Source organism: Vibrio sp. T11.5 (assembly GCF_027587155.1).
Classification (GTDB): domain Bacteria; phylum Pseudomonadota; class Gammaproteobacteria; order Enterobacterales; family Vibrionaceae; genus Vibrio; species Vibrio neptunius.
Window position 1 is genome coordinate 42,021 of the sequence record NZ_JAPPTP010000018.1, and the last position, 12,913, is coordinate 54,933.

Annotated in this window: 12 protein-coding genes; 7 read left to right on the forward strand and 5 right to left on the reverse strand. The window is 44.3% G+C overall.

Annotation, left to right across the window (positions count from 1 at the left end; all coding sequences use genetic code 11):
* The first annotated feature begins 15 nt into the window (after positions 1-15).
* The 4 genes from OH455_RS16785 (at position 16) to OH455_RS16800 (ending at position 4,101) form a co-directional block, all read left to right on the forward strand.
* Positions 16-1,728 (forward strand): putative 2-aminoethylphosphonate ABC transporter permease subunit, encoded by a 1,713-nt coding sequence (locus tag OH455_RS16785; RefSeq protein ID WP_443088607.1) that lies wholly within the window; start codon positions 16-18, stop codon positions 1,726-1,728.
* Between the two features lie 9 nt (positions 1,729-1,737).
* Positions 1,738-2,442: a phosphonate utilization transcriptional regulator PhnR gene (phnR, locus tag OH455_RS16790; RefSeq protein WP_269982163.1), complete on the forward strand. Its 705-nt coding sequence runs from the start codon at positions 1,738-1,740 to the stop codon at positions 2,440-2,442.
* Between the two features lie 57 nt (positions 2,443-2,499).
* The gene (locus tag OH455_RS16795) at positions 2,500-3,402 is read left to right on the forward strand and encodes an EamA family transporter (RefSeq protein ID WP_269982164.1); all 903 of its coding nucleotides are present in this window, start codon (positions 2,500-2,502) and stop codon (positions 3,400-3,402) included.
* Between the two features lie 348 nt (positions 3,403-3,750).
* Positions 3,751-4,101: a DUF3316 domain-containing protein gene (locus tag OH455_RS16800; RefSeq protein ID WP_269982165.1), complete on the forward strand. Its 351-nt coding sequence runs from the start codon at positions 3,751-3,753 to the stop codon at positions 4,099-4,101.
* Positions 4,102-4,176: 75 nt separating this feature from the next.
* Here OH455_RS16800 and OH455_RS16805 read toward each other — a convergent pair whose 3' ends face one another.
* Entirely contained in the window at positions 4,177-5,652 is a 1,476-nt protein-coding gene (locus OH455_RS16805) for a peptide MFS transporter (RefSeq protein ID WP_269982166.1), read from the reverse strand.
* 281 nt (positions 5,653-5,933) lie between these two features.
* Between OH455_RS16805 and OH455_RS16810 the strand changes: the two genes are divergently transcribed.
* Complete coding sequence (locus OH455_RS16810) at positions 5,934-7,058, forward strand: M14 family metallopeptidase (protein WP_269982167.1); 1,125 nt, start codon at positions 5,934-5,936, stop codon at positions 7,056-7,058.
* Positions 7,059-7,135: 77 nt separating this feature from the next.
* Here the strand turns inward: OH455_RS16810 and OH455_RS16815 are convergent, their stop codons facing one another.
* Complete coding sequence (locus tag OH455_RS16815; RefSeq protein ID WP_269982168.1) at positions 7,136-8,506, reverse strand: L-serine ammonia-lyase; 1,371 nt, start codon at positions 8,504-8,506, stop codon at positions 7,136-7,138.
* A gap of 148 nt (positions 8,507-8,654) precedes the next feature.
* On the opposite strand from OH455_RS16815, the gene OH455_RS16820 reads away from it, so the two are divergent.
* Positions 8,655-9,506 carry a YdcF family protein gene (locus tag OH455_RS16820; RefSeq protein WP_269982169.1) on the forward strand — a complete coding sequence of 284 codons (852 nt, stop codon included), beginning with the start codon at positions 8,655-8,657 and terminating at the stop codon, positions 9,504-9,506.
* Here OH455_RS16820 and OH455_RS16825 read toward each other — a convergent pair.
* A complete protein-coding gene (locus tag OH455_RS16825; protein WP_269982170.1) occupies positions 9,487-10,152 on the reverse strand; it encodes a hypothetical protein in 666 nt (221 codons plus the stop codon). The genes OH455_RS16820 and OH455_RS16825 overlap by 20 nt on opposite strands.
* 222 nt (positions 10,153-10,374) lie before the next feature.
* The gene (locus OH455_RS16830; RefSeq protein WP_269982171.1) at positions 10,375-10,632 is read right to left on the reverse strand and encodes a putative hemolysin; all 258 of its coding nucleotides are present in this window, start codon (positions 10,630-10,632) and stop codon (positions 10,375-10,377) included.
* Between the two features lie 201 nt (positions 10,633-10,833).
* Between OH455_RS16830 and OH455_RS16835 the strand changes: the two genes are divergently transcribed.
* Positions 10,834-11,766: an exopolyphosphatase gene (locus OH455_RS16835; RefSeq protein WP_269982172.1), complete on the forward strand. Its 933-nt coding sequence runs from the start codon at positions 10,834-10,836 to the stop codon at positions 11,764-11,766.
* A gap of 70 nt (positions 11,767-11,836) precedes the next feature.
* Here OH455_RS16835 and OH455_RS16840 read toward each other — a convergent pair whose 3' ends face one another.
* A complete protein-coding gene (locus OH455_RS16840) occupies positions 11,837-12,853 on the reverse strand; it encodes a GGDEF domain-containing protein (RefSeq protein WP_045977257.1) in 1,017 nt (338 codons plus the stop codon).
* Between the last annotated feature and the right edge of the window lie 60 nt (positions 12,854-12,913).

Sequence of the window (12,913 nt, forward strand, 5' to 3'; positions counted from 1 at the left end):
ATGGACAGTAATACAATGAATAATTCGACGCTGACTGCTCTTAAGAATCACTCTACTAGCCAGCTAAAGCGTATCAGTTGCGATAACATCGTCTTGTTTGGCTTACTTACACTTCTGTTTTCGTTGCTGGTGGTTTTTATCGTCATGCCCTTATGGGCGATGTTGGCGAAAAGCGTGCAGGGCACGGAAGGTCAATTTGTTGGCTTAGCCAATTTTGCCAGCTATTTTTCACAGGCGAGCTTGTGGCAATCTCTCGGCAATACATTGACGGTTGGCTTGCTGGTAACCGCTGTGGTTGGTGTATTGGCATTTGGTTATGCTTATGCACTGACTCGCTCTTGTATGCCGATGAAAGGCTTGTTCCATGTTTTGGGTACTGCGCCTATTCTTGCCCCTTCGCTGTTACCTGCGATCAGCTTGATTTTTTTATTTGGTAATCAGGGTGTGGCGAAAGAGATCTTGGGTGGGAATTCCGTTTATGGCCTAATTGGTATTGCGCTGGGATTAATCTTTTGGACCTTCCCCCACGCGTTGATGATACTGACTACCTCGCTTCGTACATCTGATGCGCGTTTGTATGAAGCGGCTCGCGCGTTGAAAACATCGCCACTTAAAACATTCTTTATCGTGACTTTGCCTGCGGCGAAGTACGGTTTGATCAGTACCTTGATTGTTGTCTTCACTCTGGTTGTGTGTGACTTTGGTGTGCCAAAAGTTATCGGTGGAAGCTACAACGTTCTTGCCACGGATATCTTTAAGCAGGTTGTCGGGCAGCAAAACTTCTCTATGGGTGCAGTGACCAGTATTCTGTTGTTGATTCCCGCTTTGTTAGCATTCGTCGCAGACCGCTGGGTGCAGAAAAAGCAAAAGAGTCTGTTTGATACGCGTTCCGTACCCTATCAACCTGAACCGAACAAACTGCGAGATGGTGCGTGTTTCTTGTATTGCTCATTGATCTCATTAGCCGTTATTACGGTGCTGGGCATGGCGGTTTATGGTTCTCTGGTGACGTTCTGGCCTTGGAATAAAGCATTAACGCTGAACAACTATAACTTTGCAGAAATGAGCACTTATGGTTGGCAACCTTACTTCAACTCATTATCACTGGCGACATGGACTGCCATTATTGGTACAACATTGATCTTGGTCGGAGCATACTGCATCGAGAAAGGGCGCGCCTTTGCTCCTGTAAGGCAGGCTATGCAAATGTTAAGTGTGGTACCCATGGCAGTGCCGGGCATGGTGCTTGGGTTGGGCTATATATTCTACTTTAACGATGCGAACAACCCTCTGAGCTTTCTCTATGGTACGATGGCCTTTCTGGTAATTAATACAGTGGTTCACTATTACACTGTCGGCCATATGACTGCCGTGACAGCGCTGAAGCAGATCCCAGCAGAAATCGAGGCGACAGCAGCTTCCGTCAAGCTACCTCAATATAAGTTGTTCTTTAAAGTCACATTACCCGTCTGCGTCCCTGCGACATTGGATATCGCTACGTATTTGTTTATTAATGCATTAACCACCACTTCTGCGGTAGTATTCATCTATTCAACTGAAACCATTCCGGCTTCTGTCTCTGTATTAAATATGGACGATGCAGGCAAAACGGGCGCGGCAGCCGCAATGGCGGTGATGATCATGATTTCAGCCTCAGTTGCCAAGCTAATACATATGACGCTAGGGAAATGGTTAGAAAACAGAACACAGGCATGGCGCAAAAGGTAAGGACAACGAGTGCAATACGTAAAAATAAAAGATTCTATTGTTGAGCAGATTGAATCAGGGTTACTTTCACCGCGGCAAAAACTACCCGCGGAGCGTAAATTGGCAGAATCGTTTGATACCACTCGTGTAACACTACGTGAGGCGCTGTCGTTACTGGAATCAGAAGGCCGTATCTATCGCGAAGACCGACGTGGCTGGTTTATTTCCCCGCAGCCACTTAAGTATGATCCCACTCAAACGCTCAATTTTAGTAATATGGCGTTGGCACAACACCGTGTACCAAAGACCGAACTGGTTGCCGCGAAAGGTATTCTGGCAAATAAGCAGGCGGCTAGCATGCTTGGGCTGCAACCATTCTCGGATGTGTATCAAGTCGATAGGGTCAGGTACCTAGAAGATCGCCCAGTAGTCTTTGTGACTAACTATATTCGCCCTGAGTTGTTTCCTAACCTTTTGGACTGCGATTTATCTAAATCGTTGACTGATATCTATCGTGACCATTTCGGCATGGTGTATCAGAAAATTCGCTATCGCATCAGTACCAGCAGTTTGTTGGGAGATACTGCTCAGGCGTTGAGAGCTACGTCGGGCACACCCGCTATGGTGGTCGAACGTATCAACTACAATCAGCATGGTGAACTTATTGATTGTGATATTGAATATTGGCGCCATGATGCGATCAGTATTGAATCTATCGCGGTGCTCAACCACTAATCTCAAATCTCAATTTACTGGGCTTCTGTTTGGAAGCCTTTTTTACAAAGGTTCTCTATGTCTGTTTGGGCTATTTTTCTAGTCGTTATTTCTGCTTTTCTCCATGCAGGATGGAATTTGCTCAGTAAAAATAATAAGGCTTCTGGGCCCGCTTTCTTTCTCGCCAGCAGTTCAGTGGTAGCACTGCTGCTTACGCCCTATGTGATTTGGTACATTCATCAAGTCGGTTTAACGTCGTTTCCCAACGTCTTTTGGCAGATTTTGTTGTTCAGTGGTATTGCACAGATGATTTACCTGTTAGGTCTGGGCTTTGCTTATAAGCATGCCGATATTGGGATCATTTATCCGATAGCGCGGGCGCTACCTGTGCTGATGGTTGGTGCGGGTACGGTTGCTCTGGGTTATGAGTTGTCAACGCTCAGTTGGATTGGCTTTTCGCTTATCACGCTTGGTTGTTTATTTGTGCCTTTAGAATCATTTAGGCAGTTTCATCTCAATGGCTACTTCAACGCGGGGGTGTGTTACGCACTGCTTGCTGCGCTAGGGACCACAGGCTATTCCATTCTGGATAAAGAGGCATTGTTGGTTTTGGGGAGTACATTTAGCCATGCGTTAAGTGACAGGAGCTCTGCGATTTTTTATCTTGGTATCCAATTTTGGTCTATTGCTGTGTGTCTCGTCGTTTACTTGTTAGTGACCAAACGATTAGAAGATTTTAAGCAAGCATGGATGATTAAAAAGCCATCCGCGTTGGCGGGTACTATGATGGCGACGACTTATGGTCTCGTTCTGTATGCGATGACAATGACAGAAAATGTCAGCTATGTCGTTGCGTTGAGGCAGCTCAGTATAGTGTTTGGTATGGTGTTTGGGATTATTTGGTTATCGGAAAAGTTCTTGGTTACGCGTTTTACCGGAACCACATTGATCTTGACTGGGTTGGTTTTGACAGTTCTTTAGTTTTGTTCACCGCCTAGTGGATAACACCACCTCGGACAACAATTTCCTCTTTGTACTATGATAATTACTCTTTGTTTTATTCCCAATCAGTATATAGGCCAACAGAGTTTTTTGGTCTCTGAATAAGACTCGGAACCATAAGTCATTGAAGCAAAGTTATATTTACCATATGCATATTACAAGCCACTAAGGCCCTGATTTTTTAGACAACAAAAAGACGTTTTCTTTTTCAAATTTATTGAACAACAAGTGCAATATTTTCTAAGCCCTTTTGGTCTTCTGCTACGTACCACTTTGGTATTCGAGTCAAGTAAAGAGCTCGAGTTTAAGGTAACTAAGGAGTCAGTTATGAAAGAATTAGTAAGTATTGCCACCATCCTAATGATCACCTCTACTGCCGCGGTCGCTGGTGGATACCGCATGTACTCTGATACAAAAACAGTAAACGGTGAGTCTGCAACCTCGAAAGAGGCAGCCTACGCTCAAGGTCAAGATATCATCAATGACATTGACTCGATGTCTTCTAGAGAGCTGACCCGTCACTTGAGCTTTAAGTTGTGGCACCCAGAAGTGACACGTTCGCTAGAAATTAAAGATTCGACAGTTACTCTGACTGAGAAGATGGGGCCTGACGGTCAGATTACCTACCAACCTGTTGTACATGTAGACTACAGCTATCGTGCGTTCGATAGAGATTAATTGCCTAAAATTATTTCGCTAGCAACTAACCCAAAGCCCCGGATTTTAACCGGGGCTTTCTGTTTCTTGGATCGGTTAGTTTTCTGCTTCCACTAACTCAGGCTGCTCATCTGCACGAGCCGCGTCTAGCATCTTGCGAATGATAACCGATGCAACTAGAGCAATGGCTACCATTGCAACGGCGAGTACGGTCAGCAATTGGAAGTAATCGCCGTAAACATTCTGTACGATCTCTTGCGTGATTTGTTGGCCTTTTTCAAGCGCGATTGACGTTGAGAATACCGCGCCCACGATACCACTCAGTGCTATCGCCACTGAGAAGAGTGACACAGAGAAACCTTCAATGTGTTTTGGCGCTACTGAAAGGATAAAGGCTACGACTAAGCTACCAACAATAACTTCGGCAAATGCTTGGAAGAAGTGAATCGCTAAGAAGACTTCAGGACGAATCACAACGTCTTCACCCACATTCATTACTGCTATTGTCAGAATACCAAAAGCGATAGCGGTGAAAATAAACGCAAAGCCTATCTTTGTCGCCGTGGAAAAGTTGATGCCTTTTCTCTCTAGAGAAGAAAACGTCATGGCAATCACGGGTCCAGCAACAATACACCAAAGTGGGTTCATTGCCATCGAAGCTTCTGGAGCTATAGGGATTATGTTGAACAGGTCACCACGCATGGTGTTGATGGTCACTATGGTCATCGAAGTCATCATTTGACCGTAGTACACGAAGAAGCAAGTCGTGAGTACAGTCATGATAAGGATTGTGCCCATTTTCAATGCGTCTGACTTGCCTGACTTGATCATCAATGTGAAGAAATACAAGATAGCCGCAGCACCGATGGCATAGACAATGTTCTGGCCAATATCCATATTTGAAAACATGAAGAACACTAAGCCAACCATCGTTGCTGAAAGGGCAAAGAACGATAACCAGTTTTTCAGGCTCACTGAGTTCTTGTCGATATCTTCACCAACGTTAACCAAGGGTTTGCTGAAGATCACCAGAGTAACAAAAGCGAGACCAGCCATTACCGCAGATACCATAAAACTGCCATGGAAGCCGATGGCAAGAACCAACATTGGGAATAGGTACTGACCGAGAAGTGCACCGACGTTATTCACTGAGTAGTTAACGGGATAGCCGTTTTCAAAGTCCTCTTCAGTGGAGAAAGTACGTTTGTAAAGGCTTGGGTAAGAGGGAGACATCAAACCACGAGCGTAACTCGCCAGTGCGATACCGACAAGGCTCATTGGTATATTTGTTGTTGATGCGCCGAGTACAAGTAGCGCGTAGCCAGTACTAAAAGTGCCGTAAGCAATGGTGAGTGAGCGGTAGGCACCAAGGAATTTATCTGCTATGAATCCACCCGCGATAGCGAACAGTGGGCCTATAGAAGAAAAAGCTCCGACAACCATCATAGTGTCTGCCTCACTATATCCCAGATCTTCTAAAAAGAAACGGGTCAGGATCACCATGACACCATAGAATGATAAACCAAACATTGCTTGGCAGAACATCATTGATTTATTGAGATTATTCCACATAATAGCCTCATAATTAGAGTTTGATATAGAATTAAAATCTGATAATAGTATTAATTGCCGAGTGTTATAAACTGATGCCATTATCTCAGATCAGATTACGGATGTACGAGTTTTTGCAAAAAACGCAGAACTATTTACATATAAATTGATCTAAATCGTTTGCGTGGTAACACATCGTCTAGTGAGGCTTTTAATCAGGTGTATGGATTGTCATTTTTGTGCACAAGCCAGTGTGTTAGTCTCTAGGTAAAGTCGTTGTTATTGATAAGGAAAGTAGTTCAATGAAGATCTTCAGCAATTTCGAAAGTGGTAATATTGAAGTCGTTAATGCCGATAATAAAGAGGCAATTCAACTAAAGATCCCGAATGACAATCAGTCTGAGTTTTATCAGTGGTTCCACTTTCGACTGGAGACAGAAGCGGAGCAATCACACTCAATCCAGATCGTTGACCTCAAAAATTCTGCATATCCAGAGGGTTGGAAGGATTATGACGTGGTAGCGTCTTATGACCGAGAAGAGTGGTTTCGAGTCCCTGCCGAATTTGACGGAGATACACTGAGTTTTACTGTGATCCCAGAACATGGCTCAATCTACTTTGCGTATTTTGCGCCATACAGCTACGACCGACACCAAGATCTATTGCATGCAGCGCAAAGCGTTCATCACTGTACACTAGAAACTCTTGGCCATACCCTTGATGGTAATGACATGAGCTTGCTGACTTTTGGCGAACCTGAAGAAGGTAAGAAGAAAATCTGGGTCATCGCGAGACAGCACCCCGGTGAAACCATGGCTGAATGGTTTATGGAAGGGCTGATTCAGCGTTTGATGGATGATGAAGACACTGGTGCACGTGCTTTGCTCGACAAAGCGGTACTTTATGTTGTGCCGAACATGAACCCAGATGGCAGTATCCGCGGGCACCTGCGTTGCAACGCGGTAGGGGTGAACCTCAATCGTGAATGGCAATCTCCAAGCATGGAGAAAAGTCCAGAAGTCTTCTTGGTAAGAGAGAAGATGCTTGAAACTGGTGTGGACATGTTTCTTGATATTCACGGTGATGAAGCCATTCCTTACAACTTTGTTGCCGGTTCAGAAGGCATTCCTTCTTATGATCAGCGCTTGGCTTCACTTGAAACTGCATTCAAACAGGCACTGTATACCGTTACGCCAGAATTCCAAGATGAGTTTGGCTATGACAAAGATGAACCGGGCAAAGCTAACCTGACAGTCGGTTCAAATTGGGTCGCGGAGCAATTCAAGTGCTTGTCTTACACCATCGAAATGCCGTTTAAAGATAATAACGATTATCCTGACCCACTTTATGGATGGTCGCCAGAAAGAAGTCTTAAATTTGGTGCAGACACCTTATCCGCTGCACTGGCAGTCGCAGATAAGATCTAGCCTTACTTGAACTTAGAATAAGCGCAGAAACAGCTGCGCTTTTTTTGTGTTGGTTTTGCGATTGGTAGCCGCTTGTTCTATTCGCAGGGCGGTGCCATGTGAATAACCGCTAACCCGCCAAGGGATGTTTCGCGGTATTTTTTGTTCATATCTTTGCCTGTTTGATACATGGTCGCGATTACTTTATCCAAAGAAATTAGACACTTGCTGGTTCTTTTCAGCGCCATTCGCGAAGCATTGATCGCTTTCATCGCTCCCATTGCATTGCGCTCGATACATGGGACTTGGACTAGGCCACCAATTGGGTCACATGTCATACCCAATGAGTGCTCCATAGCAATCTCTGCGGCAATACAAATCTGTTCATTACTGCCACCTCTCAGTGCGGTCAAACCTGCTGCAGCCATGGATGATGAAACGCCAACTTCCCCCTGACAGCCGACTTCAGCGCCTGAAATTGAGGCATTCGTCTTGTATAAGATGCCAATGGCGCCAGCCACCGCTAAGAAATCTTTGATTTGTTTGAGGTCTAACTCTTTAATAAAGCGATGATAGTACATCAGTACAGCGGGTATAACGCCTGCTGCGCCATTGGTGGGAGAGGTAACAACTTGACCTCCTGCTGCATTTTCTTCACTGACCGCAAATGCAAACAAGTTAATCCAGTCCATGATCTCCATTGGATCGTTTTCAATCGCTTCGTTTGCTTCTAGCTTTTTCAGCAAATTGGGAGCACGTCGTGTGACATTTAAGCCTCCTTCCAAAACGCCTTCTGTTTCGAAGCCACGTTGCATACAAAGGGACATCACTTTCCAGATTTGTTCGGCCTTACGATCAATCTCATCACTGTCAAAGAAGCACACTTCGTTTTGCAGAATCATGCCACCAAGACTAAACCCGTGCTCTTCCGCCATACTGAGCATTTCGTCTGCAGAGGTGAATGGATATGGGACTTTGACTGGTTGTTCACTGCTTCCATTTTCTAGCTCAGCCGCCGTGGCGATGAAACCACCACCGATAGAGTAGTAGGTTTCAAATGCGAGCTGCGCGCCAAAGGAGTCGTACGCAGTGATGGTCATGCCATTTTCATGCAAAGGCAGGTTGTCGCTATGGAATATAATGTCGTTTTCATAGTAAAACGTTAGGGTATGGGCACCTGCTAGTAACAGAGAACCATGGTCTAGCGTATGCTGTAAAGCTTGCTTGGCACTGGTAATTTTAATCGTATCAGGCCGATTGCCCATCAGCCCGAGAATGACAGCGCGATCCGTATGATGTCCTATACCTGTTAAGGATAAAGAGCCGTACAGATCAACCTGTATCCGATGTACCTTGGATATCGACTCGTTTAGTAGACGTGTAAAATGGTGGCCAGCCAGCATTGGCCCGTTGGTGTGGGAACTGGATGGTCCAACCCCAACTTTAAAAATATCAAAAATCGACAGCATAGACTTACTTCCTGTTGATGTGGCCTGTTAGTCAGACTCTATTTAAATATAGTTAACAAAACATTAACCTGGCTAAAGCTATCTGCAAAGGTGATATTTGTACAGAACTTAAGCAAATCAGTATGAGTAATTGAGAGGTGAGTAAATAGTGGGCGTTCGTAATGTGATTATTGTTCTTGGTAAACGATTGGTTGGCAATACTCTGACCGCTGAAGGGAAATCGCGTGTTGAAGCTTTGCCAAAGTTACTCAGTTCTTATGACCTGAATGAAACGGTGTTGTTGTTTTGTGGTGGCGTGACACCAGGTCAAACCAAGTCTGAAGCAATGGCAATGAGAGACTACTTTAAACAATTACCGTCAGCGAAGAAGTTTCATGACTCAAATATTATCCTAGAAGGCGAATCACAGAATACGGTACAAAACATCCACAATGCCGCTTTGAAGTTAAAGCAACTCGGCTTAGCACATCAACGTGTTGATGTGACACTCGTGTCCAATGATTACCATCTCAAGCGTATTTTTGAAATCCAGTCACTGATGGATGAACAGGGCTTGTTGCGTACCCTTAAACAGCATTGTGCAAATTCTGGATTGAATCTGCATATTGACCAAGACATAGATCAGCATTGCAGTGTTATGTATCCGCACCAAGGTTTGTATGCTCAAGCGTTCTTATTGGTAGATGAGTTGACGACGTATCGAGTTTATTTAGAAGGGATAGTGAACAGAGCATTTGACAGGCCGTTAGATGATGTCAGGTGTTTACCCGAAAAGTTGGCTCTGCATGCTTTGTCATTACTGGAATTGTTAAATCTCCCAGTGGAAATACAGGATAAGTTACAGTCCATGAAAGAGGTTGTTCTCACAACAACCTCAGAATTCGACTGTCACGCAATAGAATCGCGGTTGACGTACTTCCACCAAACGTTGACGTGGCTAAACAGGCAGCTTGATCCAGAAAATCAGCCAAACTGTAGCGTTAACCAACTCTCATGCTAATGCGAGTTTTCACAGCGGCGAGCGCAATGAGGCAGTAACAAAGTAGCTCCATACTTTCCTCGGACACGTTCTTAACTTCTCGAATATAGTGCTCGCCCATGACTGAGTGCCAGAAATGTCCCATGCCGTACAGACGAGAAAAGACGATCAGTAAAACGACGCTGCCAATCAAGAAATTCATGTCACGAGCGTTTAAAATCGTTGCCATTTCGTTGACAGTATTCTTACCTCCTCGATAAGCATAAATACACGCAACAGCAGTGACAGCTGATGCTGGAAGTACCCAAGCACCGTGGAAAATCATGTCAAACCAGCTATCCATTTCGCGAATCGCTAATACAGTGAAAAAGCCACTCATTAAGGCAGCAGCATGAGTTATGTCTTTTCGCTCTCTCATCAGGTTGTAAAAGGCCCAGACTGAAATCACCAGCATCAGCAGTTGTAATGACTCCGTAATGGAGGCTTCACCAAGTCCGGCGTTTAGGTAGCTGAAATCAGCGCGAATCGATAAGTTAACCAAAATGCTGATTGCTATGATAATGAGCGCATTCAGTGCTGATTTATAGATGATTTTTTTGGATTGAAGCGAAATAGATTCGGAGGTAGTTGCTCGTTCCTCGTGCAGTGAGGGGGTTTTGTGCTTCATAACGACATCCAGTGTAGAACGGTATAAATGTGATGTGTGACACATTCTATTGCTCACTTTTACGGTTTTGTCAGGGAAATGTCATAAATAAAACACTGTTCATTAGTTGCATATTGTTACAGATTGAATCGATTGGTGAGGAATTATTGGCTGAATTGTCCCGAGACCACTCGAATATTTGCCTCAAGTGGCTGGGGTGATTAATCGCGGTAGGTATAAGTATTAGCTATCTGAAGATTTTTGGTGTTGGCGATAGTATTCCCACTCCTCGATTCGGTTGTCCGAAGAAAGGACACAGTAGGTAACACGTTTTTCATTTTCGCTCACGGTTTCTAGTTTCCCACCTTGCTTGGCGCAGAAGACTGATGCTGGATTGGCAATCGATGTATAGCCTTTTACCTCATATTCATCAGGTTCATTGGCGCAGCCTGCAAGCATTAGGGCAGATGCTGATATCAAAGCCCAGGTTGTTGTCTTCATTCTTGTCCTCTCTTTAATTAAATCAATTGCATATGAAGTATAGAAGAGTAGGTAAAAAGCATTGCCTTAAGTTTGTTAAAAGATCGAAGCTGTCTAAAATTAAACATAGACCAATGGCACTTATCGATAAAAAAGGAGTGAAACATAAGTGCGGTTGATTGTGATGAAGTGCATTGTGCTGTTAAAGATAAGGATTTTAAGATGTCGGAACAGAAACATCGTTTAGTGACACGAAGTGATTTTGACGGCTTGGTATGTGCCGTGCTTCTTAAGCAACTTGATCTCATTGATGACATCAAGTTTGTCCATCCCAAAGATATGCAAGATGGTATTATAGAAATTACGGCGCGTGATATTGTTACCAATCTTCCGTATGTTGAACAGGCTCATCTTGTGTTTGACCACCACCTATCAGAAATGATTCGAAATTCAGGGGAGAGGCCAAATCATATTATCGATCCCAATGCGCCTTCTGCCGCGAGAGTGGTTTGGGAGTATTATGGTGGCGAACAAACGTTTCCTGCTGATTGGCTCGGCATGATGGAAGCGGTTGATAAAGGTGATTCAGCGCAGTTTTCCAGAGACGAGGTGTTAGATTCCACGGGGTGGAATTTACTTAACTTCCTGATGGATGCCCGAACAGGGCTTGGACGTTTTAGAGATTTTAGAATTTCCAACTACAACTTAATGATGGACCTAATTGAATATTGCACTTCTCATTCAATCGACCAAATACTGGAACATCCCGACGTCAAAGAACGGATTGAGCTGTACAAAGAGCATGAAAACTTGTTCAAAGAGCAGATCCAACGCTGCGCTACTGTGTACGACAATTTGGTTTTTCTTGACCTCACCGAGGAGGAAACCATCTTCGCTGGCAATCGTTTTATGATTTATGCCTTGTACCCTCAGTGCAATATATCGATTCATAAAATGTGGGGTTTCCAGAAGCAAAATACGGTATTCGCCACCGGCAAATCGATATTTGATCGCAGTTCAAAAACCAATGTAGGAGAGTTAATGCTCAAATATGGAGGTGGTGGCCACAAGGCCGCAGGAACATGTCAAATTGACAATGATAAAGTTCAGCATGTCGAAAAAGAGCTGATTGAGGCGATAACCTCAGACGGTTAAATGGCATGAGACTAAAAGAGCCCCTCATTATGGGGCTCTATTTATTGGCGGCAAACGTATAGCAATGGGCTTACAACGGCATAACGCGGTTTCGACCCAATTGTTTGGCTTCGTAAAGGAGTTTATCAGCGCGCTCAATGATTGAGTTAGGCGTCTCACCCGCTTGCAGTTCTGCTACACCAAATGAGGCGGTAATATTCCCTACTGGCTTGCCCGAACGTCTGTCTTTAATCGACAGTTTTTCTACTGAACGGCGTAAACTCTCAGCAAATTGGCGTGCGATTCTTAACGACTTGTTCGGCATAATCAATGCGAATTCTTCACCGCCAAAGCGGTAGGCATGAGTACCGTCTCGGCTGTTAGTCTGAAGACGTTTTGCGATACCTTTAATTACGGCATCGCCAAACAGATGGCCATAGGTGTCGTTGTAATTCTTGAAATGATCAATATCGGCGAGGATCAGGCAAATTTTCTGCTCAGATCGACACAAGGTGTCTAGGTCATTGTCGAATGAGCGACGATTATAGAGGCTTGTGAGCCCGTCAAATAAGGCATCTTGCTGGACTTCTGCCAGTTGGGTTTTGAGTCGTTGAATCTCTTCTGTTGCTGTCTCAAGCTGATTATTCAGAAAGTTGGTTGAGTGTCGTATCTCTTTAGATTCGTTGACCAATTGACGAATCACTTTCATCACCTCGTCGATAGACATCGATTGATCGTCTACTTTTTCAAGGTTTTGAAAACTTTTGTCAATGACTTGGGAAAAGTGTGACGTATCGGCGAGGGTGTCTGTCATTGATGAGGCGACTTGCCCCACTAACACTTCGATGTTTGCTCGCAGATCTCTAATGTCGGTTTCCGCTCTAGCGGCGACATAATTGTTATAGAGCTGTTCGCCCGCTGCTGGTGGACATATACCGTAATTCTCCAGAATAGTCTCAAGCTCACGGTTCATTTGAGGAATGGCATTTTCCACATAGGTATACCATAACGCATAATTGGCTGGCGTTGCGGCTACGTGGTTTTGCATCATAAGTGGGACAGCTTTTTTTAAGTTAGCGGTCGATTTTTTAAAATCGTCTTCTGTCATCTGATTATAAGAATTCTACGTTAACTATCGATTACGTTAAGATTAGCGGATTTACTCCTG